Genomic DNA, 23,201 nt, shown 5'->3' with positions numbered 1-23,201 from the left:
TGAATAGAGGAGATGAAGGAAGAAGTGAACGTACCGAGTAATCCCATAACGCTCATGGCGAAAGTATACCGTGATGTGTTTCCGGTTGTACACCATGAGCTAGCGATGTGGAAAGAGCGTGCCTACCATATTCCGAATGATGAGCTTCATAGTCAGGCAATCGCAAGTATTGAGAATAAAACGTTTCATTGCGAGGGTGGTGGCATTTTAGCGCTGCTAGCAAATGAGAACCGAGAGGAATGTATTCGTTTTATTGTAGCGTATCAAACGATTAGCGATTATTTAGATAATTTATGTGACCGCAGTACATCACTTGATCCAAAAGATTTTGCCGCTCTTCATGAGTCGATGATAATGGCATTAAGCCCTGAAGTTGAAGGGGGCGGTAATTATTATCGTTACCGTGATGATCAAGATGATGGTGGTTATTTAGATGAACTCGTTGAAACATGCCAAGATGTTTTAAAGAAAACGAAGCACTATGACAAAATTGCTCCTGTTCTTCATGAACTTGCTTGTTATTATTGTGATTTACAAATTCATAAACATGTGAAGTTAGAAGAAAGAGAACCACGCTTAAAATCATGGTTTGAAGCACATAAAGAAAATTTACCGCAGATGAGCTGGTTTGAGTTTTCAGCATGTGCAGGTTCTACACTTGGAATCTTTTGCCTTGTAGCATATGCATTTCATGATGAATTACATGATGAGGATATTGAGAAAATTAGACAAGGGTATTTTCCTTACGTACAAGGACTTCACATTTTACTTGATTATTTCATTGATCAAGAAGAAGATCGTATAGGCGGAGATTTGAATTTCTGTAGTTATTATGAAAACGAGCAAGCTATATTAGATCGTATGAAACATTTTGTAGAAGAAGCAGAGAAGAGCATTGGTGATTTGCCTCATGCGAAGTTTCATCGTCTCATAAGCCGAGGATTACTTGGTATTTATTTATCAGACCAAAAAGTATCAGCACAAAAGAATATGCACAAAATGGCACGGCGCATTGTAAAATACGGAGGGCTCACTTCACGATTCTTCTACTGGAACGGGAAGATGTACCGGAAGAAAATGGCGCAGTGATGAAGAAAACCACTCATGTAGAGTGGTTTTTTTGTTATAATATGGTAAAGGAGGTGATGGAAATGAAGCGATTGTTTCAAAAGCTATATGACAATATTGAAGTAACATTACTCGTGCTACTTTCCATTTCATTTGTAACAGGAATGTATATGATGATGAATAAAGCTGGCAGTCCGACAATGATGGATTATGTGGCTCAAGTTATCATTGCATTAATTATTATAGTAGATATTGTCTTTTTAATAAGTGGTAGAAAAAAAGAAAATAGTAAATAAAAAAGCATTTGTACACGGGAGTACAAATGCTTTTTCATTATGACCGTATTTTTGAAAATACATATATAAGAAGTTCAATCGCAAAAATAACTAACACAGATAGTCCGAATAAAGGCATGACAGCGCCTAGTATAACCATCATGATAAAGAAAACACATATACTTTTCTTATCTCTTTGTTTTGGAGGTGCTGCTAATTTTCTTTTCGGCTTTCTTGCTAACCACATTTTTATTCCGTAATAAATGAGAAGTAATAAAGATAATGTCGTTAGTAAGCATAATATTTTATTTGGCCATCCGAATAAATGACCTTCATGAAGCGGGATACCGTAAGTGAACCATTGTGCAAATAATCCATAATCACGATAGTCCGTTTTTGAAATGAGTTCACCGCTATATTGATCAAAGTAAGCTGTTATTTCTTCATTTGGTGCGACATGCATACCCGTAATACCAGAACCGCTCGATTTCGAAACAGTGAATACACCTTTCGGATCAGCCGGTAGTGAGATCACATATGGCTTCTGTATTTCAATTCCTTTTTGTAATGTATCAACTGAAATTGCTTTTGGCTCATTTGAATTTGATTCAGGAGGAGCTTCCTTTCTTGTTGCCCACGGCAATTCTTTTACCTTCGATTCAGGCGGTGCCATATACAATTTCGGATACCCGAGCGATTCATTCGACGATGCGATTTTATAAATTTGGTTACCCATAAACCCTGACCACGGCAATCCAGATGCGACTAACAAAACGAGAGGAATTGTAAATATAATACCGATAATAGAATGACGTCGTTTTGCCTTTTCTCGTTTATTGGACGCTGATGTGTTTTTGAACTGGCGTATACTCATATACAACCCAGTTACAATTAAAAAGATTGTCCAGCACGCAGCAAGTTCTACAATATAGTTGACAACAGTGCCACCAACTAAAAGAGAACTATGTAATTCCCTCATTATATTCGCAAAAGTTTCATCTGCATTTTGATCGCCAACAATTTGGTTATTGCTATCTAAATACACATATTTTTGCTTTCCTGTATATTCATTTGCGATTGTAAGCCTCGTATTATAATCCCCATTAAACTCACTAATTTTCGTCACACTATAATGCGGATAGTTTGTCTCTGTTAAGAAAAGCGAATCAGACATCGAAATAGATTCTGTTTGGGCGCTCTTCCCAAAATATAAATCTTTATAGATGAAATCTTCAACTTCTTCTCGAAATAAATACCCAATTCCGCTCAGTGACAAAGTAATAAGAAGCGGCGTAATAAAAAGACCAGCGTAAAAATGCCAACGCCAAAAAATGTAATGAAGCGAACGATTTACTTTCATACTTTCAGTTCCCCTAACCTTCCCTATATGAATAGATTCCTCATTTTAATATAGCGAGATTAAGTGTGGATATTTTGAAGTAATTGTGAAAAATGTTAAAAGTTTTTAGGGGTTTCAACATTTATAAATGTTTCTTCTTATTTGATAAATACATTTCAACAACCGCTTTCGCAAGACATTGGGAGGAATCAACAAAATCCTCACTCGCCACAACATTCAGATCGGTACATGCGATAATAGCGGTATCTACTTCATCTTCCAACTGTAAAATGAGCGCATTCCACAATTTGCGAGCTTCTTTAATTTCTCCAGATTTAATACAAGTAATAATTTGATTAATCATTTCTTGCCATTTTTCATGATGAATGTATTCTATATTACGCTTTGCAATGCCGTCTTGGTAAATCCCAGCTTGAACAGTTGCTTCTGTTGCGAGAAGAGCGACTCTTTTTACAGTTTCAGGAATTGCTTGTAACGTTTCATCGACTATATTTAAAAGCGGAACAGAAAGAGAACGCTGTAATTCTTCAAAATAAAGATGCGCTGTATTACAAGGCATAGCGATAAAGTCTACGCCAGTACTTTCGAGTTTTTGTGCCCCTTCAATAATCGCTTTTTTCATCGCCTCGTGATCAATAGGGCGATCCATGTAAAACGGTGTTGGGCACGAATAAATCATCATATGAGGAAAGTCCATATCATGCTTTGCTCCGTATATTGTTTGGCACCTTGCTACAACTGTATCGACGAATGGTCCAGTTGATTTTGGCCCCATTCCTGCTAGTATTCCGATCATTGCTTCGTCTCCTTTAATAGGTAATTAAAAACGTTTTTTGCGAACGATAAAAAGAAATAGGGTAAATAATAAAAATGAATATACGATAGCCCAAGCTGTGAGCCATAGAGTATGAGTAAGGATATTATATTTGTATTGTCCAAGCATTAGAAAGCTTTCGATAGGTGGTAAAAACCATAGTAACTCTTTTTTAAACCGGATAGATGCGATCGTTATAAGCAATATAAATGTAAGGCTAAGCCAAGCAGTGCCTGCTTTTTGAATCATATTTCTAGTAAATAATGTTGCGATTGAAATTCCTAGTATAGAGAAAGACATGTGAGCGAGAAATCCGACTAGAAATAAAGAAACTGTCATTTTTTCATTAAACATTTGCAAAATAATTGGGTAGATTACGGATATAAAAGATAACACAGTACAAATGAGAAGAGCCGTAATATATTTACCAACGTATAATGCCGAAATATTATTTGTATGTGAAATAGTGATTTGTTCTTGTACAGGGTCTTCCGTATGAAAAATCGTGACCGTAATCCAGGCAGATAATAAATAAAGTGCGAGTGCTGTTTCTAAGTATGTCGGTACAATAGGAGTCGGTTTATATGTATATACAAAAAGTAAGCTCATGCAGTACATCGCAATAGGAGGGACGTATTTATACGATTTTGTATAGTCGAGAAAATGGTAACGAATAAGCGCAAACATAATAAACCTTCTTTCGATTTAAAAGTTAGGTTGTAGCAGTGTGATAGATGCTTTTTTATGTAATAAAAACTGAAGCATTTTGTTTGTATATTCCTTTTCGATTTGTAATTGAATAAGGTTTTGATTTGAATTGTGTATAACGTGTATAAAACCTAATTGTTTCCGTAGTTCTATCACTGAAAATGTGTCGTGAACGATTGCCTCAATATAGACTTGTTCTGTTGATTTTTGTACAAAGGTATCTGCTGTGATTGTATGATTTGCTAACGTCATAATTCTATCGGCGAAGTTTTCTAATAGTTGTTTTTCATGACATGTGAAGAGTATAGATATACCTTGTTGTTTTAATGAGAGTAAAATATGTTCTAATTCTTGCTGAGAGGTAGGATCGAGCCCAGAAAGCGGTTCGTCTAAAATTAATAAATGTACGTCCGTAAGTAACGCTTGCATAATGCCTGTTTTTTGTTTCATACCTTTTGAAAAGTTTCGTACAACGGAATGCCTTGCATGATGTAAGTGAAACGACTCAAGGAGCATCGGAATTTTATTATGTAAGTATTTTGTTGATAAGCCGTGAATGCAGCCGAGATGATATAAATAATCTTCTAATGTAAAACGAATCTCTTCAGGAAAATGTTCAGGTACATAACCGATTTCTATATGTTCTTTCCTTCGAATTGTCCCTGTCGTAGGTGAAATAAAGCCTGCAATTATTTTGAGTAGAGTACTTTTTCCAGTCCCGTTCCCGCCAATAATGGCGAGTGCTTCTCCTTCTGGAATGGATAAATCAATGTTGTCTAGTATGAGTGATTTGCCGTACTTCTTTTGAATTCCCCTTAGTTCTACTAGCAAAGTTCTATCCTTCTTTCTTCAAATAGTGTATATATCCATTATATAGGAGAATAAGAAAAAGACGTGCAGTGAGTGCACGTCTTTTTTTGGTATGTTTTGTCGAATTATCGATATATTTGAAAAATCGTTGATATAATTATCCCGCTATTTACCAGGCAGAAAACCCCACTGATTAAAGTTTCACTTTATCGTTTCTCAATCGCCACAATAAATGGCGGGTTATTTTGCTGGTTAATGAAGCCGTATCGCAAAACGTGAGCTTGTTTTTGGTCTAGTTCTTCTGCAAATTTGAGCACAGCGTCGCGTTCTACTTGTCCTTCTGGATGCCCGTGATAAATGACAAGGACGATGATACCTTCAGGTGCCATTACTTCTAATAGTTGTTCGATCGCTGAGATTGTTGAGTTCGGTTTTGTAACGATATGTTTGTCTCCGCCTGGAAGGTAACCTAAGTTGAAGATTGCGCCTGTTACTTTTCCTTTTGCATTTTCTGGTAATACGGATAAGAGTGTATCGTGACTATCGTGAACTAAAACAGTACGTTCGAAAAGCTCTTTTTCTTTTAGGCGGATAGTAGAACTTTCAATTGCTTCTTTTTGAATATCAAATCCAAATACTTTTCCGTTATCTCCAACGATTTCAGCTAGGAAGCAAGTGTCATGTCCATTTCCAAGTGTTGCATCTACAGCGTAATCGCCTTCTTTTACTGCCGTTTGCAGCAGCGAGCGAGCAAACGGTAATACACGTTCTAATTTCATTTTTGTTTCTCCTCATTTGCATATTTTCCTTGCCAGCTTCCGCGGCGTACAAATTCTGCATCGATGGAATTTAATACTTCCCATTTATTTAAGCTCCACATTGGGCCGATCATTAAATCAGGTGGACCGTCACCTGTGATACGGTGCACAATTACGTCTTCTGGAATAATCTCAAGTTGGTCAACAACGAGACTTACGTAATCCTCAAGAGAAAGGAATTCTAGTTGTCCTTTTTCATATTGCTTCACCATTGGCGTTCCTTTTAATAAATGAAGTAAATGAATTTTAATTCCTTGTACATCAAGCTTTGCTACTTCACGAGCTGTTTCCATCATCATGTCGTAATTTTCAAGTGGAAGACCGTTAATAATATGAGAGCAAACTCTAATGCCGTGCTTGCGTAATTTATTTACACCTTCAACGTAAGACGGATAATCATGAGCACGATTAATAAGATTTGCAGTACGTTCATGGACAGTTTGTAGTCCGAGTTCAACCCAAAGGTACGTGCGTTTATTTAAGTCCGCTAAATATTCAACGACATCATCCGGTAAGCAATCTGGACGAGTTGCGATAGAAAGACCGACAACGTCTTTTTCTGCTAGAAGCGGTTCGAATTTTTCTTTTAACACTTCAAGTGGAGCATGTGTATTTGTGTAGGCTTGGAAATAAGCGATACATTTTCCGTCTTTCCACTTTGAGTGCATTTTTTCTTTCATTTCATGGTATTGCGTTATAACATCATCGCGGCGATCGCCAGCGAAGTCACCAGATCCAGCAGCACTACAAAACGTGCAGCCGCCGTAAGCAACTGTACCGTCACGGTTCGGGCAATCGAAGCCAGCATCTAATGAAACTTTAAAGATTTTTTCACCAAATTCATTTCGTAAGTGGTAATTCCATGTATGATAACGTTTATTGTCGTTTGTATATGGAAAAGGATTTTGAACCTTCATTACTTTCCCTCCTAAGACGAGTCAAAATAACACAAAATTCATTATAACATACTCATAAGGTTCATAAGGAAGGGACACACTAAAGGGGAATTGAAGCAAGGAGGGACAATTATGGCAGAGCGTCAATCACTTGAATCGTATATTACACAAGCGGAACAAGCGGTGGAATATGCGAAAGAACAATTAGACCAAGGTATGAGACAAGAGCATTACAATACGATGGAGTATTCGGATGCGCAGTTGCAATTAGAACAAGCATATAACGATTTACAAACGATGCAACAACATGCGAATGATGAGCAACGTGAGCAGTTAAATAGAGCACGTATGGCAATTCGCCAATTGCAACATCAAATGATTATTACACCGCACTAATAAGGAGTGAATGTAATGGCGAAACGTTCAGATCAAAATAATCCAGAGCAAAAAACACAAAATGGACATAACGCTGAATTTTCGAATGAGCTTGATCCAGTTGTTCAAGTGAAACAGCGTAATAGTAAAAAGGGACAACCTCAAAGATCGAAGCAATCAGAGTAAACCAGGTCGCAATATGACCTGGTTTTATTATATTACAATAATGTGAGGTTTCTGTAAGGTTTACCGATAGTTATAAGCCTACTTCTCCAGTAGAGTAAGGGAGGATTAAAGTTTATCCCGCATTAACGGGCAGTAAAACTCTCATCTCAAAATTCGGTTGGAGATCAACTGCCCGTAAATGCCCGATTGGTTCAACTAATAATCAGTGGGGGATGAACACCCCCCACTGATTATAGTTTCACTTTATACAAGGAGTTGCTTTATGGGGAACAATGTTACAAACAAACGAATTGATGAGTTAGATTACATTCGTGGCTTCGCACTACTGGGGATTATTTTAGTAAATATTCTCGCACTACTTAATATTAAAATTCCAGATCCTAATACAGTGGATGCAAGTTATCAAAGGTTTCTATACTTATTTGTAGAAGGTCGTTTCTTCTCAATCTTCTCATTTTTATTTGGAGTGGGATTCTATATCTTTATCTCTAGAGCGATTGCAAAAGGGAAAAATGGATATGTTTTATTTTTACGCCGCGTAGTTGCACTATTTATTTTTGGTTTGATTCATTACATGTTTCAGCCTGGAGAAGCGTTAACGTTATATGCAATTTGCGGATTAATCGTTTTACCGTTTTATAAAGCAAAAAAACAAGTGAATTTAGTACTGGGTCTTATTTTGACAATTGTTTTTAGTGTGATGGGAGTTAAAGAACTATTACCGCTAGGTTTAATTTTATTAGGGCTTGCTGCAGGACAATATCGTGTATTTGAAAATCTTTCACAAAACATAAAGAAAGTCGCTATTTTTACAGGAGTTATGTTTGTTTTAAGTGTAATTGGATTGTGGTATCAAAATGGACACGTGCCTGCCAATCCATTTGTAAATATGATACTTATGAATGAGGATGGGACAATGGATGCTGGAAGCCAATTTTTAAAAATTGGTGTTACAGTTGGACCAATCATTTCAGCTTTCTATGTTGGAGCATTAATTTTATTACTTCAATTAAAATTAGTTCAAACAGTACTAGCACCACTAAAATATTATGGTCGTATGGCTTTAACGAATTATATTGGACAAACTGCAATGATTTTAATTGCAGGAAGTGCATTTAACTTTGCTGGAAACTTAACGTACATGCAGACGTTATATGTATGTATTGCAATTTACGCAATTCAAATTGTGTTTAGTGTGATTTGGATGAAAATCTTTAAGATGGGTCCACTAGAATGGATTTGGCGAGTTGTTACGTATTGGACGGTAACACCTTTAAAGAAATAAAGACAGAAATGGGCTGTTCCGCTTGTGGAATAGCCCATTTTTTATTGGCAGATTTTATCGGTAAATCGATATAACTTGAAAAACGCTGATATATTTGGAGTTACGGTCGATATATTTGAAAAACCGCCGATATAATTTCATTTACCGATTTAATGTGTCACTAATAGTAAAAGGAAAAAAGCCAACCTTACATGCTTAGCCTTTTTATATTACAAAAGTGTAAGGTAAATGTAATGTTAACAAATAGCAGTTCCCCTCCAAAAAGCGCAAAATAGGTAATGGAAAAACAAGCGTAGGAGGATATATATGACGAAACCAGTTGTAGACGTGAAAAACGTTCAAAAAGTGTACGGTAAAAAAGGTGAGAACCAATCACACGCGTTAAAAGGTGTATCATTCTCAATTCAAGAGGGTGAGTTTGTTGGAATTATGGGACCATCTGGTTCCGGTAAAACGACATTATTAAATGTAATTTCAACGTTAGATAAAGCAACAGGCGGCGTTGTTGAGATTGCGGGTACGGATATTACGAAAATGAAGCAAGGAGAGCTTTCGGATTTTCGTTCACAAAAATTAGGATTCATTTTCCAAGACTTTAACTTATTAGAGAACTTATCTATTTACGAAAACATTGCACTTCCACTATCTCTTCAAGGTGTTCCGTCACGAAATATTGGACCAAAAGTAGAAAAAGTAGCGGATATGTTAGGGATTTCAGAAATACTTCAAAAGTATCCATCTGAAGTATCTGGTGGACAGAAACAACGTTCAGCAGCAGCGCGTGCGTTAGTACATGAACCAGCAATTATTTTAGGGGACGAGCCAACCGGAGCGCTTGATTCTAAAAATGCAGCAAGTTTACTTGATGCGATGACAAACTTAAATGAAGAACAAGGCGTATCTATTATGATGGTTACTCACGATCCGTACAGTGCAAGTTACTGTCAGCGTATTTTATTCATTCAAGATGGTGAGCTATATAAAGAAATTCACCGTGGTGGTACGCGTGAAGAGTTTTATAAGGAAATTTTAGATGTACTTGCAGATTTAGGTACACAAAAAGCATAAGGAAGGAGGTTTAAGTATGTTATTCAAACTCTCCATGTCAGGGCTAAAAAGTAAGTTGAAAGATTATATCGTCTTACTTGTCGGTCTTGTCATGTCTATCTCAATTTTTTATATGTTTCAAACGTTAGCGCTGAATAAAGCGTTTATCGAATCTAACTCAGTTATTCAATCAATTGGATTCGTATTCCAAGCAGGTTCATTTTTACTAGCTATTATAACGTTCTTCTATATTTTATATGCGAACTCTTTCTTATTATCTCTTCGTCAAAAAGAGTTTGGTATGTATATGATGTTAGGAGCAAAAAAGCATAAAGTTACATTACTTATGTTTATTGAAACAATTGTATTAGGTGCTGCGTCTCTTGTAATCGGAATTGCAGTTGGAGTAGGACTTGCAGAAGGTATCGGCCAGTTATTAATCAAACAACTCGAATTTGCTGGTGAAGGTTATAAAGCATTGTATCTGCCATCTATGGCTGTTACTTGCATCTTCTTCTTTGCACTATTTGTATTATCAGCAATTATGAATAGTATTAAATTATCTCGTATTTCTGTATTACAACTTGTACATGCAGATGCACAAACAGAGCGTGTTGCAGTAAAAGGGAAAATGACAGGTGTAGTTGCATTCCTTGCGGTTATTTTATTAGGTATTGGCTATGCATCAATGATTTACATGGAAAAACTAAGAGAAATGGGAATTCTTATTGCATTAGTTACAACAACAACTGGTACTTACATGCTATTTGGATCGCTTCTTCCAGTTATTATTAAAAAGTTAAAAAGTAATAAAAAACGAAGCGAAAAAGGGCTTAACGCTTTTACTTTTGCACAATTAAACTTCCGAATTAATAGTTTAACGAAAGTGCTTGCGACAGTAGCGATGTTAGTTGCTCTTGGAGCGGGTGCAATTTCAGGTGGTATGGCGTTTAAAAATAACGTTATAAAAATGGTAGATGGTTTAGTAATATATGATTCAGTAGTTCATAACCCAACAGCGGAAGAAAAGAAAATTTTAGACGGTATTACATTTAAAGAGAAAAATGAATATCGTTACAAAATTGATGATAAATACGTCTATTATGTAAAAGAAGATTTAGAGAACAATCGTCCTTTAGTAAAAGATATGACAAATATGAAGTCGATGAAAGATTTAGTGAATACGAAAAAAGCTTCACAGGAACTACCAGTAGGCGCAGTTTCTAGAGAAATGAATAACAAAGATGCGAACGCTAAAGAACTTCCAGAAGAATGGGTTGATGCTTTTAGTACAATCCATCCATATTATATATACGAAGATCATGCAATTAAAATTGTGGATCAAAAAATGTACGATGGGATAAATGGTAAAGAAGGTATAGCATTTATCGGAAAAACAGATGACTTTTTAACATACACAAAAGAATGGAAAAAACTTGACGAGTTGCAGCTAGATAAATATAAAAATGTAACAGCTGAAAGAATGAACAGTAAATATCAAGCTTACGATATGTTCTACGGTGTTGCGAGTGGAACAGTGTTTATGGGCTTCTTCCTTGGAATTGCTTTCTTAGCGATGATGGCAAGTTGCTTAATGTTTAAAATTCTGTCTGGTGCATCAAAAGATATTACGCGTTATCAAATGCTTCGTAAAATCGGTGTGCGCCGTGAATTATTAACAAAATCTATTTATAAAGAGTTATTCTTAGTATTCCTATTCCCGGCAATTGTGGGTATTGCTCACGTATTAGTTGGTATGAATATTTTCGGTTTCATTTTAGTTGATCCGTATTTCCGTATTTGGTTACCGATTGTTATCTTCGTAGTCATTTATGCGATTTATTACTTCATTACAGTTCAATTGTATAAGGGAATTGTTCTTCCGAAAGAGGACTAAGAATAAAAATACCGAGCAGAGGGTGCTCGGTATTTTTATTTATTTTCAGAAAAATAACAAAATTATTGATATGTTACTTAATTATACTCTATAATATAATTAAGTAACATAAACTAGAAGTGTAAAGAGGCGGGAAAAGAAAGGAGGAATCCAACTTGCAGAAAGAAGATGGATCTTTATTTGAAGTTATAGGCATAGCGCTAAGGTCAAAAGAAGTTTTACTATTTTCATCTTTATCCCTCGTTATTTTTCTAGCCGCAACGTATTTTTACAATAGTAAGTTTCCAAATCATAAATATCCAGAATTTTTAGGTGTATTAAAGTATATCGCTCCAATTGTATAGCGTAAAAAAATTAAAAGGTAATAGATAATACATGGAAATCTCATAGCATGATAAGGTAAAATGGACAACATGATGAGAAAATTACCGTTCATAAGATGAGGAGAATACATGTATGGAAGTTGTAGAGGCATTAAAAAATATAAGCCAAATTGAGGCTATGAAAAAATATTTAAAAGAGCATTCACAGCGAGATTATCTTTTATTTGTTATTGGAATTAACACAGGTTTAAAAATTACTGAACTACTGAGTATTAAATTTGAAGATGTATTAAATGAAGATGGAACTGCTAAAGAGTTTTATTCTCTTCCTGTGAAAGATGAAAAGTTTAAACAAGATATTTATTTAAATACAAAAGTAAAAGAAGCACTTTTAGAGTACGTACAATCTATTGACGTTAAAAGAGAAAACTACGTATTTCAATCTAATAAAACGACAAATTCAATTACGCGTCAACAAGCTTATCGTGTAATTCATAACGCTGCGGAAGCAGTTGGAGTTCTTGGAAAGATTGGAACGAACTCAATGCGAAAAACATTTGGATTTCATGCATATAAAAGAGGAATAGCAATTGCACTGTTGCAAAAACATTTTCATCATGCGACTCCGTCAGAAACGTTAAAGTACTTAGGGATATCAAAAGATGAAAAGTTTAAAACTGAGATTGATGTGGATTTGTAAAAGGAAAGAGCCGTAACTAAAAATTTTAGGAGGCGGGAGTATGAATATTAGAGAGAGTGAATTGCCGGGCATTGGATGTAAATTTGAAGTGATAACAAAAGGTAATGAAAAAATGGTTATTGTTATTCATGATGATGGAAGAAGGGAAATGTATCACTTCGATGCTGATCATGATGAGAGTATTTCAAGCATTTCTCTTCGCGATTCTGAAGCAAGACAAATTGCTGCTATATTAGGCGGGATGGTATATAGACCACAAGCTTTAGACACGATTGAGATGGCTTTTGAAGGATTATCAATTGGAATGGTTTAAAGTAGAAAATAACGCACCAGTGGTACAAAAAACAATTGGTAGCTTACACGTTAGAAAAACATATAACGTAACAATCATTGCTATTTTGAAAAAGAATATGAAGAAATTTTTCAATCCAGGTCCAGATTCTATCATTGAAGCTGGCGATATGCTCGTATTATCGGGTGAAAGACATGAAGTGAAGAGAATTATTAATGAGTTGCTTTCAGCGGGAGGTGACTCATAATCGATGGATACTTTAGTCTTTGAAGTTGGAACTGCGTTAGTATTAGTAGCTTTTGCAGCTATCCTCGCTGCAAAGTTAAAGTTTTCGATTATTCCGTTTCTCATTATACTCGGTATGCTAGTGGGGCCTCATGCCCCAGATTTAGGGCTTATCGATTTACGATTTATTGAAAGCGGAGAAGTTATTTCCTTCCTCGGCCGTGTTGGCGTCATATTCCTCCTATTCTACTTAGGCTTAGAATTCTCAATAAAAAAATTAATTAAATCAGGAAAGTCGATTGCTTTTGGGGGTAGTGTTCATATATCGCTTAATTTCATATTAGGTTTACTTTATGGATATATAATGGGCTTTCCCTTACTAGAAACATTAATTATTGCTGGAATCATAACAATTTCATCGAGTGCAATTGTTGCGAAAGTAATTGTTGATTTAAGAAGATCTGGTAATAAAGAGACGGAGCTAATTTTAGGAATCATTATGTTTGATGATATCTTTTTAGCAGTATATTTATCAGTCGTTTCAGGATTAGTACTCGGAGGGGCAACGTCATTTGTAGGTGCTCTTACATCTATTTTAATCGCAGTAGGGTATATGTTACTATTCTTTGTAGTTGCTAGAAAAGCTACACGGTTTTTAAATAAAATATTAGATATTTCGTCCAATGAAATTTTTATTATCGTAATATTCGCTATTTTGTTCTTTGTAGCAGGATTTTCAGAAACGATTCATGTTGCGGAGGCGATTGGAGCATTATTATTAGGGCTCGTCTTTTCAGAAACAGAGCATAGTGATCGAATTGAGCAGCTCGTTGTTCCGTTTCGTGATTTCTTTGGAGCTATATTCTTTTTCAGCTTTGGTTTAAGTATAGATCCATTTTCGCTTGGAGGAGCAGTGTGGTTGGCATTAGGAGCAGTTTTCATTACTCTTATCGGTAATTTTACCGCTGGAATGGTTGCGGGACGTAAAGCTGGGTTATCGCATAAGGCTTCTACGAATATCGGTTTAACACTTGTGTCGCGCGGGGAATTTTCCATTATCGTCGCGAATATTGGAATTGCGGGCGGCTTAATGGCAACGATTAAACCGTTCTCAGCTCTATATGTTTTAATATTAGCATCGTTAGGTCCGTTATTAACGAAAGAATCTGGGAGAATATACTCTCTACTAGACAAAATATTTAAATGGAGCTCTAAAGAAAGCGCAAAACGTAAAAAGGAAGTTGGATAACCTTTCGTGAGGGAACGATTCTATTATTTATCCCGCTATTTGCGGGCAGTAAGATTCCCACCTCAAAATTCGGAGAATGCGAGGAAGTTAGGTGGGAGATGGACAAAACCCCCACTGATTAAAGTTTCACTTTATAGATTAATATGTTAGAAAGACGATTAGAATACATTCTAATCGTCTTTGTGCTATTATCTGAATTTCATCAACTATTAATCAGTTGCCTTCCTATTTAAAAACGACTACAATTTTACTGTTATATATATGAACGAAAAAAAGAGAATAGGAGGGGAGACTATGCCAAGGAAAGTATGGCTATTAGTAGCTGGGATGATTATTAATGTCACGGGTGCTTCTTTTTTATGGCCTTTTAATACAATTTACTTACATGATAGTTTAGGGAAATCATTATCAGTGGCTGGAATGGTATTAATGATCAACTCGCTTACTGGTGTAATCGGAAACTTGCTCGGCGGTGTTTTATTTGATAAATGGGGCGGTTATAAATCAATTTTAGTAGGGATTGTCATTACACTCGTATCGATTTTAGGTCTTGTGTTCTTCCACGGTTGGCCGTTATATGTCGTATGGCTAGCATTAATCGGCTTCGGTTCTGGAATGGTCTTTCCATCGATGTATGCGATGGTTGGTACGGTTTGGCCGGAAGGCGGAAGACGAGCATTTAATGCAATGTACGTTGGACAAAATGTCGGTATTGCTATTGGAACAGCGTGCGGTGGTTTAGTCGCTTCATATCGTTTCGATTATATTTTCTTAGCGAACTTTATTTTATACTTTATATTCTTTTTAATTGCTTTTATTGGCTTCCGCGGTATGGAAGACAAAAAGGAACAAGGTGTACAAAAAGAAATCGAAACGAAAAAAGGTTGGTCACTTACACCAGGATTTAAAGCACTTCTTATCGTATGTGTAGCATATGCTTTATGCTGGGTTACATACGTACAGTGGCAAGGGGCGATTGCAACACATATGCAGGAATTAAATATTAGCCTCCGTCACTATAGTTTATTATGGACGATAAACGGAGCGATGATTGTTTGTGCGCAGCCACTCGTTAGCATGCTAATTCGTTGGATGAAGCGTTCTTTAAAGCAACAAATTATGATTGGAATCATTATTTTTGCAGCTTCATTCATTGTGTTAAGCCAAGCACAGCAATTTACAATGTTTCTTGTTGCGATGGTGACATTAACAATTGGTGAGTTATTCGTATGGCCGGCAGTTCCGACCATTGCTAATATACTTGCGCCAAAAGATAAGCTAGGATTTTATCAAGGTGTTGTAAATAGCGCAGCGACTGTAGGGAAAATGTTCGGACCTGTCGTTGGCGGAGCAATTGTTGATTTATACAATATGGAAGTATTGTTCATAGCAATCATGGTAATGCTTGTAGTAGCGCTTATGGCAGCGAGTATTTACGATAAACGAGTAAAAGTAGAAGAAACAGTTGAAGAAAAAATTGCAGTTTAGTTTGACGGAACAAGTAACATGTTTTAGAATGTATTTAATTAACACATATTTGTAATAACAGTGAGAAGGAGTAGTAGTAATAGAAGCTGGTTTAGAGAGTTGACGGTCGGTGCAAGTCAATCCACGTTTCGTTATGAACTCGCCTTTGAGTTGCAGTTGCGAAAACATTTAGTAGCAATTGCCGTTAATCCACGTTACGGATCTAAGCGAATGTATATAATACATTAATTTAGGGTGGTACCGCGGGAATCTATAACCTCTCGTCCCTTTCTAGGGATGAGAGGTTTTTTGTATTTTAGGCGGTGAAAATAAATAGAATTTCAAGGAGGTTATCTCATGAGCTTTAATCATCAAGAAATTGAGAAGAAGTGGCAAGGGTATTGGGAAGAGAATAAAACATTCCGTACGCCAGATGAGACAGAAAAACCAAAATTTTATGCACTAGATATGTTCCCATATCCATCAGGTGCGGGCTTACACGTAGGTCATCCAGAAGGTTATACAGCGACAGATATTTTATCTCGTATGAAGCGTATGCAAGGATACAACGTTCTTCATCCAATGGGATGGGATGCGTTCGGTCTTCCAGCAGAGCAATATGCACTTGATACTGGAAACAGCCCGGCAGAATTTACAGAGCTTAATATTAATACGTTCCGTAATCAAATTAAAGCATTAGGTTTCTCTTACGATTGGGATCGTGAAGTAAATACAACAGATCCAAACTACTACAAGTGGACACAATGGATCTTCCTAAAACTATTTGAAAAAGGTTTAGCTTACGTTGATGAAGTACCTGTAAACTGGTGTCCAGCACTTGGTACAGTACTTGCAAATGAAGAAATAATTGACGGTAAGAGTGAGCGCGGTGGGCATCCAGTTGAACGTCGTCCGATGAGACAGTGGATGTTAAAAATTACAGCTTACGGAGATCGTCTATTAGCAGATCTAGATGAACTTGATTGGCCAGAAAGCTTAAAAGATATGCAGCGTAACTGGATCGGACGTTCTGAAGGTGCAGAAGTACACTTCAATATCGATGGTACAGACGAGAAATTCACAGTTTTCACAACGCGTCCTGATACATTATTTGGCGCAACATACTGTGTACTTGCTCCAGAGCATGCGCTTGTTGCAGAAATTACAACAGCAGAACAAAAAGAAGCTGTAGAGGCTTACATTAATTCTGTGAAAATGAAGAGTGACCTAGAGCGTACAGAACTTGCGAAAGAAAAAACTGGTGTATTCACTGGTGCTTACGCAGTTAACCCAGTAAATGGTGAGAAATTACCAATCTGGATCGCTGATTACGTTCTTGCAACTTACGGAACAGGTGCTGTAATGGCAGTTCCAGCTCACGATGAGCGTGACTATGAATTCGCATCAGTATTCAATCTTCCAATGAAGGAAGTTGTTGAGGGCGGAGATATTACGAAAGAAGTGTACACAGGTGATGGTGCACACGTAAACTCAGCATTCCTTGATGGATTAAATAAAGAAGAAGCAATCGCAAAAATGATTGAATGGCTTGAAGTAACAAGTGCAGGCAATCAAAAAGTAACATACCGTCTCCGTGACTGGTTATTTAGCCGCCAACGCTACTGGGGTGAGCCAATTCCAGTAATCCATTGGGAAGATGGCACAATGACAGCTGTGAAAGAAGAAGAATTACCATTAGTTCTTCCGAAAACAGAAAACATTCGTCCTTCAGGTACAGGTGAATCACCACTAGCTAACATTGAAGAGTGGGTAAATGTTGTTGATCCTGAAACTGGTAAAAAAGGTCGTCGTGAGACAAACACAATGCCACAATGGGCAGGTAGCTGCTGGTACTATCTACGCTACATCGATCCAAACAACAGCGAAGCACTTGTAGATCCTGAAAAAGTAAAACAATGGCTTCCAGTTGATATTTATATCGGCGGAGCAGAGCACGCTGTACTTCACTTACTATATGCTCGTTTCTGGCATAAAGTATTATATGATATCGGTGTAGTTCCAACGAAAGAGCCGTTCCAACAATTATTTAACCAAGGTATGATTCTAGGTGAAAACAACGAGAAAATGAGTAAATCAAAAGGTAACGTTGTAAACCCTGATGATATCGTAGCGAGCCATGGTGCAGATACACTTCGTCTATACGAAATGTTCATGGGACCATTAGATGCTTCAATCGCTTGGTCTGAAAATGGTCTTGACGGAGCTCGTCGTTTCCTAGACCGCGTATGGCGTCTATTCGTTCAAGATAACGGTGAATTAAGTGAGAAAATTACTGATGCACCAAACAAAGAGCTTGAAAAAGCTTACCACCAAACAGTGAAGAAAGTAACAGAAGACTATGCAGAACTTCGCTTCAACACAGCGATTTCTCAAATGATGGTATTCATCAACGATGCGTACAAAGCTGAAACACTTCCGAAAGAATATGTAGAAGGTTTCGTAAAAATGATTGCACCAGTTGCACCTCACATCGGGGAAGAACTATGGAGCAAACTTGGATATACTGAAACAATCACATATGCAAGCTGGCCAACATTTGATGAGTCTAAACTTGTAGAAGATGAAGTTGAAATCGTTGTTCAAATTATGGGCAAAGTTCGCGCAAAACTAACAATGAGTAAAGACGCATCAAAAGAAGAAATGGAACAACTTGCACTTGAAGCAATTCAAGAACAAATTGAAGGAAAAACAGTTCGTAAAGTAATTGTTGTTCCTGGAAAACTTGTTAACGTTGTTGCAAACTAATTAATGCTAAATAAAAGCTCAGAGCGTTTATGCTCTGAGCTTTTTTATGTAGAAAATAATCTCTGGATCACCTTCATCTAAGTTTTCAATTATTCCGCTGCGTATAAATCCGTTTGCGCTAAACACTTTTTGCATACTTCTATTTGATTCGTTCGTTGAAGAAAAGATTTTTTGAGTAGGAGAATGCTCTAACATATATGAGAGTAATGAGCTTGCATGACCTTGTCTTCTTTTCATTGGCGAAATAATGATTAATGAGAGGAACGTACAGCCAAAGAAGTTTGTATCGTATGTTAGAAAACCAGAAATAGAATTATTTTCTTGTACAATTATGCATCTTTCATCTTCGATAGCTTGTTTAATATAATCTCGTCTACTATCGTCTCCGAGTACATCAATATCTATATGTAAGATTGAATCTAAATCATCGATAGAAGCCTTTGTTACGTTCTTCAATAGAAATACCTCCTAGAAAAAAATATTCAGTTAATTGATTTTATCATGAATGAAGAACGAAGAAATAAGAAATAAGTGCGGAATTCCCATATAGACAAACACCTATTCTTCTATAGAAAATATGATAAAAAAGGTAGGCTAAATTGAGAAGAAGAGGTGAAAGGAATGAAAGGGATGGACAATAATGCACCGCATGGCTTCTTCGGGGGCGGATCGGATAGTTATGGACAAATGATGTTCATGGGAGGAGATGGACAACACGGATATGGCGGAAGCCCAAGTTGGATGGGAGGAGAACCTGGAGGGTTTCCAACATCAGTAGCTGGAGTACAAACAGGAATTCCGACATTAGTAGGAGGAGCACAAGGCGGAGTGCCTGTAGGTATGCCAACTACATTTCCATCTTTCGGAGGAGGAGCACAAGGAGGAGTACCTGTAGGTATGCCAACTACATTTCCATCTTTCGTGGGAGGCGTACAAACAGGATTTCCTGTACCTGGCGTCGGTGTTGTAGCTGGTGGAATCGGTGGTTTCCCACAAGGTGTTCACGGTCATCATGTGCACCACGGTCATCATCAACACCACGGCCACCATCACCACCATGGCCATCATCACCACCACGGTCACCATCACCACCATGGCCATCATCAACACCACGATCACCATCAGCACCATGGTCATCATCAACAACAAGTACATCACCACGGTCATCACCAAATTCATCCGCAGGCTGTTCTTTTTCAAACACACCAAGGTCAACACCATCACCAAGGTCAACACCATCACCAAGGACAACACCATCATCAAGGTCAACACCATCACCAAGGTCAACACCATCACCAAGGACAACACCATCATCAAGGACAGCAGCATCACCAAGGGCAGCAGCATCACCAAGGGCAGCAGCACCACCAAGGGCAGCACCATCACCAAGGGCAGCAACATCAACAAGGACAACAACAAATTTGGTACGGTGGAGGAGCTGGAACTGCAGCGGGAACAGCTGGAATTACAGCTGGAGCAGCGGGTCATGCTGGACATGTGGGACATTAATGAATTACATGAAAAATTCTCTTGTGCGCAAGGGGATTTTTTATTTTGAGAAAAAAATATTTGTATTTCGAAGTGTGATGTTGAGTAGTAAAATACGAAATTCACGAACTGTGAATGATAGTACAAAAAAGCTGCTAAGAATATTCTTAGCAGCTGCTCTTATATTATTTTCCTGCGTTTGCTAATGCCTCTTGGCGTTGGCGTTCAATTTCCGCACGAAGTTGTGGTTCTGGTGCTTGCCAGCCTTCTGGTTTTAGAATTTTGCCGTCGCCTTCACGGAAGCGAGGTTTCCCATCAGGGAATAATTTTGCCATATTAGCGTTGTTTACAATTTCAAATCCTTTATCTGGACGTACGCCCATTTCTGCAAACGTTCCGAATGCAAAGTAAATAAGGTCAATAAGTGCATCATATTGATCTTCAACAGTCGTTGCTTCTAGAAATTCTTCTAGCTCTTCTTGCATAAAGCTAGCACGAATTTTTGCGCGCTCTTCTGTTAATTTTGTTGGAGTATTTGTTACAGGATGTCCGAATACTTCGTGCATTTTTGCAACAAGTTCGTATCCTTTATCTAAACCTTTTTCGTTTGTCATGTTGTTTCATCCTTTCTCGTTTTCTGCCGAATTTTATTGTAACATAAGGTGATTATGAAATGAAAAGAACATCTTATAGAAATAAGATGTTCGCTTGTTATTCTTCTTTTTTTATTAAAATGGATAAAATAAGATCGATGCCAAACATACCAACAAGTAGCATTGGTATAACGACAAGTAAATAACGTGTGAAGGAAACATTTTTTAAGTATGTATGAGCAAATAAAAAGACGCCGAGAAATAAAATACCGTTTAAAATAGGCTTTACTAATTTTTTAGACATAAGCTCCCCCGTAAATATCCCTTTTCTCTATTTAAAAATAAAAACTCCCCTCTCCGTTGTACCATGCCAGAGAGGGGAGTTCAATCGTTAACTTATTCAATTACACCAGAATTTGTAATATTCACGGTATATTTTACTTTAACAGGGACATCTTTGTACATTTTTTTCCACTCTTCTAATTTAAATGGACGATAATGTTGTTTATATTTTGCTCCTAGCCCAAGAGGATCCACGCCTAAAGATTTAAACTGCTTAATTAATTTAGCAGCCTGTACATCTAATTGTTTTTGGACGGCTTTTTCAATTTTTTTTGTGTTCTTAGCATTTTCTAAGTTAATTTGTTTCGATAATTCTTGAATACGTGCATCAAGCTTAACGTGAATGAAAAAAGAAGGTTTCCCGTTTTTTATTTTGATATCGTAAGTTGGAACAGAACGAATATTATTAATCATTACGTACCCAGAATCTGCTTTAAATTCATGTGAATCTAATTTATGTTTTTCTAACAGTCCTTTAAATATGAACATATCTTTTTGCGCAATTTTACCGATATATTTATCCTTTTTAAAAAGACCGATTCCGATGATTTTTATTTTATCGGCATGTTTCTTTAGAATCGGAATATAGTAGTCTTGCCCTTCTTGATAATAACGGAATGCTCCTACATGCAGGTTATCCCTTGGTAAAGGACCGGTTTCCATGTTATGTTCTAGCAATTTCTTTATATAAATTGCAACGTTGGACGAAGTCGTATATTTTCCTTTTAAAAGTTCAGTACCACTTCCCTCTAATAAAGCAACATATAAAGCGTTCCCTATATTCACATCTCGAATTAATGTGTCAAATGAAGTGGACATTCCTTTCTTTGCAAGTTTTATAGTAAATAGCGAAACCCGCATTTGTCCGCTAGCAAATGGTTGAGAAGATTCTAAAGATGTGTCTGCTTTTACTTGTTTTACCGCATTTGCCGTTCCTTCAAAAACTTGAACTTTATTTCCTTTTTTCTGAATGGGACAAACGAATGTCACTTTTACTTTATTATCCTTTGCTACATCAAATACGGTTCCTTGAATAAGCTGTATATCATCGATGATGTTTTTTTGTAAACATCCAGTAAGACTGAAGAGTGTTATGCAAGAAATAAGTATTAATTTGCTTTTGCTTTTGATTTTTTCCATTTTCTTTTCACCCACACAATGATAAATAGGATTGGGATGTATACATAAATAAGCCAAAAACTAACTTTTGATGCATTACTAGTAAAATTATTAATGTCGTGTCTGTTTGTTAAAAGTTGTGAAACAATGAGGATGATAAGCAATAAGGCAAGTAGTACACCTCTTTGTTTTACACGAAATATTTCATGGATTCCTCTTGTTGCTGCCCATAAAGGAAGAATTGAACTCGTAACAATAACGAGTGCATAAGCTGAAATAGCAATATATTCTAGCCTTTCTATGAATGGTAATTGAATTACTTGGGTTATAGAAAGTTGTGACCATATCGTTTTTAACAATTGCTTCTCACTAAAAAATGTAAAGGCTAAAAGGGTACTAAATAAAAATAGAAGGTTTGAAAAGAGTGCCCCGTATTGAGCGAATTTATGCGATTTTTTAGGTTGTTTTACAAATGGATATACCATAAGATAAATCTCAAATCCGGTCATACTATAGATTGAAAGATGAGCGGCTTTTAAAATATCTGAAAAAGAGTGTGTAAACATAGGAAGTAAATTATCCCAATGTGAGTATTTCAAAACGAAAAGGCTAAGAAATAAATAACCAAGTGTACCGCCAACTGAGATGACGCAAATACCAGTAATGACACGAAATCCGGAAGAAATAATATAGTAACTGACTAGGCATAAAAAGAGTGTTAACATCCAAGTGGAAGCGGTAGGAAACATCCAAACTTGAATAATTTCGACGTATGTTCGAATGACAGAAATACTAATAATTAAAAAATACGCCATAAAAATGAGGTTGATCCCGTTTCCTAACCATTTTCCAAATGTTTGGCGTTGTAAATCAATTAAATTCCCATTTGTTTCTTTTAATAAAAAATACATCATCCATATTAGAATATGGATACAGATTCCTGTGATTAGAACTCCCATCCAGCCGTCGTATCCAGCAGCCTTTGCAATAATTCGAGCAAACCCGAGAACTCCGGCGCCAAATTGTGCACTGTGAATTAAGAAGAAAACAAAGATGGGGGATATTTGATATTCTTCTTTAACTTTACTCATCGATGCA

Annotated in this window: 24 protein-coding genes, 1 pseudogene and 1 other annotated feature; of the genes and pseudogenes, 14 read left to right on the top strand and 11 right to left on the bottom strand. The window is 36.7% G+C overall.

Annotation, left to right across the window (positions count from 1 at the left end; genetic code table 11):
* Positions 1-24: 24 nt before the first annotated feature.
* Positions 25-1,089 carry a tetraprenyl-beta-curcumene synthase gene (locus QUF93_RS25135; protein ID WP_289360549.1) on the top strand — a complete coding sequence of 355 codons (1,065 nt, stop codon included), beginning with the start codon at positions 25-27 and terminating at the stop codon, positions 1,087-1,089.
* A 41-nt stretch (positions 1,090-1,130) separates the two neighbouring features.
* The gene (locus QUF93_RS25130) at positions 1,131-1,364 is read left to right on the top strand and encodes a hypothetical protein (protein ID WP_289361014.1); all 234 of its coding nucleotides are present in this window, start codon (positions 1,131-1,133) and stop codon (positions 1,362-1,364) included.
* A 37-nt stretch (positions 1,365-1,401) separates the two neighbouring features.
* On the opposite strand, the gene QUF93_RS25125 is transcribed toward QUF93_RS25130, so the two are convergent.
* The 6 genes from QUF93_RS25125 to mnmL form a co-directional block, all read right to left on the bottom strand.
* Positions 1,402-2,703 carry a PepSY-associated TM helix domain-containing protein gene (locus QUF93_RS25125; RefSeq protein ID WP_289360548.1) on the bottom strand — a complete coding sequence of 434 codons (1,302 nt, stop codon included), beginning with the start codon at positions 2,701-2,703 and terminating at the stop codon, positions 1,402-1,404.
* Positions 2,704-2,824: 121 nt separating this feature from the next.
* The gene (locus QUF93_RS25120; protein WP_289360547.1) at positions 2,825-3,499 is read right to left on the bottom strand and encodes an aspartate/glutamate racemase family protein; all 675 of its coding nucleotides are present in this window, start codon (positions 3,497-3,499) and stop codon (positions 2,825-2,827) included.
* Positions 3,500-3,523: 24 nt separating this feature from the next.
* Positions 3,524-4,204, bottom strand: a complete 681-nt coding sequence (locus QUF93_RS25115) for an ABC transporter permease (RefSeq protein WP_289360546.1) — start codon at positions 4,202-4,204, stop codon at positions 3,524-3,526.
* 18 nt (positions 4,205-4,222) lie between these two features.
* Positions 4,223-5,056, bottom strand: coding sequence for an ABC transporter ATP-binding protein (locus QUF93_RS25110; RefSeq protein ID WP_289360545.1), 834 nt, complete (start codon positions 5,054-5,056; stop codon positions 4,223-4,225).
* 185 nt (positions 5,057-5,241) lie between these two features.
* Positions 5,242-5,814, bottom strand: coding sequence for a tRNA 5-(aminomethyl)-2-thiouridylate-methyltransferase MnmM (gene mnmM / locus QUF93_RS25105; protein WP_289360544.1), 573 nt, complete (start codon positions 5,812-5,814; stop codon positions 5,242-5,244).
* Positions 5,811-6,770: a tRNA modification radical SAM protein MnmL/YtqA gene (gene mnmL / locus QUF93_RS25100; protein WP_289360543.1), complete on the bottom strand. Its 960-nt coding sequence runs from the start codon at positions 6,768-6,770 to the stop codon at positions 5,811-5,813. The genes mnmM and mnmL overlap by 4 nt, the downstream gene beginning before the upstream one ends.
* 111 nt (positions 6,771-6,881) lie before the next feature.
* Between mnmL and QUF93_RS25095 the strand changes: the two genes are divergently transcribed.
* The 11 genes and pseudogenes from QUF93_RS25095 (at position 6,882) to leuS (ending at position 18,561) form a co-directional block, all read left to right on the top strand.
* Entirely contained in the window at positions 6,882-7,145 is a 264-nt protein-coding gene (locus tag QUF93_RS25095; protein ID WP_000840869.1) for a YtzC family protein, read from the top strand.
* Between the two features lie 15 nt (positions 7,146-7,160).
* Positions 7,161-7,310, top strand: coding sequence for a hypothetical protein (locus tag QUF93_RS25090; protein WP_001129345.1), 150 nt, complete (start codon positions 7,161-7,163; stop codon positions 7,308-7,310).
* Between the two features lie 262 nt (positions 7,311-7,572).
* Positions 7,573-8,595 (top strand): DUF418 domain-containing protein, encoded by a 1,023-nt coding sequence (locus QUF93_RS25085; RefSeq protein WP_289360542.1) that lies wholly within the window; start codon positions 7,573-7,575, stop codon positions 8,593-8,595.
* 306 nt (positions 8,596-8,901) lie between these two features.
* Positions 8,902-9,663: an ABC transporter ATP-binding protein gene (locus QUF93_RS25080; RefSeq protein ID WP_048374437.1), complete on the top strand. Its 762-nt coding sequence runs from the start codon at positions 8,902-8,904 to the stop codon at positions 9,661-9,663.
* A gap of 16 nt (positions 9,664-9,679) precedes the next feature.
* Entirely contained in the window at positions 9,680-11,539 is a 1,860-nt protein-coding gene (locus QUF93_RS25075) for an FtsX-like permease family protein (RefSeq protein ID WP_289375853.1), read from the top strand.
* A gap of 155 nt (positions 11,540-11,694) precedes the next feature.
* Entirely contained in the window at positions 11,695-11,883 is a 189-nt protein-coding gene (locus tag QUF93_RS25070) for a hypothetical protein (RefSeq protein WP_289360540.1), read from the top strand.
* 112 nt (positions 11,884-11,995) lie between these two features.
* A complete protein-coding gene (locus QUF93_RS25065) occupies positions 11,996-12,562 on the top strand; it encodes a tyrosine-type recombinase/integrase (protein ID WP_289360539.1) in 567 nt (188 codons plus the stop codon).
* A gap of 40 nt (positions 12,563-12,602) precedes the next feature.
* A pseudogene (locus QUF93_RS25060) lies at positions 12,603-13,101 on the top strand (cation:proton antiporter regulatory subunit).
* Between the two features lie 3 nt (positions 13,102-13,104).
* Positions 13,105-14,328 carry a cation:proton antiporter gene (locus tag QUF93_RS25055; RefSeq protein WP_088060192.1) on the top strand — a complete coding sequence of 408 codons (1,224 nt, stop codon included), beginning with the start codon at positions 13,105-13,107 and terminating at the stop codon, positions 14,326-14,328.
* 294 nt (positions 14,329-14,622) lie between these two features.
* A complete protein-coding gene (locus QUF93_RS25050; protein WP_289360538.1) occupies positions 14,623-15,816 on the top strand; it encodes an MDR family MFS transporter in 1,194 nt (397 codons plus the stop codon).
* Between the two features lie 51 nt (positions 15,817-15,867).
* Positions 15,868-16,087, top strand: a binding site (T-box leader).
* Positions 16,088-16,152: 65 nt separating this feature from the next.
* Positions 16,153-18,561 carry a leucine--tRNA ligase gene (leuS, locus tag QUF93_RS25045; RefSeq protein ID WP_289360537.1) on the top strand — a complete coding sequence of 803 codons (2,409 nt, stop codon included), beginning with the start codon at positions 16,153-16,155 and terminating at the stop codon, positions 18,559-18,561.
* Between the two features lie 27 nt (positions 18,562-18,588).
* Here leuS and QUF93_RS25040 read toward each other — a convergent pair whose 3' ends face one another.
* Positions 18,589-19,017 (bottom strand): GNAT family N-acetyltransferase, encoded by a 429-nt coding sequence (locus QUF93_RS25040; RefSeq protein ID WP_289360536.1) that lies wholly within the window; start codon positions 19,015-19,017, stop codon positions 18,589-18,591.
* Positions 19,018-19,182: 165 nt separating this feature from the next.
* Between QUF93_RS25040 and QUF93_RS25035 the strand changes: the two genes are divergently transcribed.
* Positions 19,183-20,070: a VrrB protein gene (locus QUF93_RS25035; protein ID WP_289360535.1), complete on the top strand. Its 888-nt coding sequence runs from the start codon at positions 19,183-19,185 to the stop codon at positions 20,068-20,070.
* 164 nt (positions 20,071-20,234) lie between these two features.
* Here QUF93_RS25035 and QUF93_RS25030 read toward each other — a convergent pair whose 3' ends face one another.
* From QUF93_RS25030 to QUF93_RS25015, 4 genes are all read right to left on the bottom strand, one after another.
* Entirely contained in the window at positions 20,235-20,663 is a 429-nt protein-coding gene (locus QUF93_RS25030; protein ID WP_289360534.1) for a pyrophosphohydrolase domain-containing protein, read from the bottom strand.
* A 97-nt stretch (positions 20,664-20,760) separates the two neighbouring features.
* Positions 20,761-20,946 (bottom strand): hypothetical protein, encoded by a 186-nt coding sequence (locus tag QUF93_RS25025; RefSeq protein ID WP_000038783.1) that lies wholly within the window; start codon positions 20,944-20,946, stop codon positions 20,761-20,763.
* A gap of 92 nt (positions 20,947-21,038) precedes the next feature.
* Positions 21,039-22,124, bottom strand: a complete 1,086-nt coding sequence (locus tag QUF93_RS25020; RefSeq protein WP_289360533.1) for a Ger(x)C family spore germination protein — start codon at positions 22,122-22,124, stop codon at positions 21,039-21,041.
* A complete protein-coding gene (locus QUF93_RS25015; protein ID WP_289360532.1) occupies positions 22,094-23,194 on the bottom strand; it encodes a spore germination protein in 1,101 nt (366 codons plus the stop codon). The genes QUF93_RS25020 and QUF93_RS25015 overlap by 31 nt, the downstream gene beginning before the upstream one ends.
* Positions 23,195-23,201 lie beyond the last annotated feature (7 nt).

It is taken from the genome of Bacillus hominis (genome assembly GCF_030348325.1).
GTDB lineage: Bacteria > Bacillota > Bacilli > Bacillales > Bacillaceae_G > Bacillus_A > Bacillus_A hominis.
Note: the sequence above shows the minus strand (reverse complement) of the source record. Positions and strands in the feature narration are given on the sequence as shown.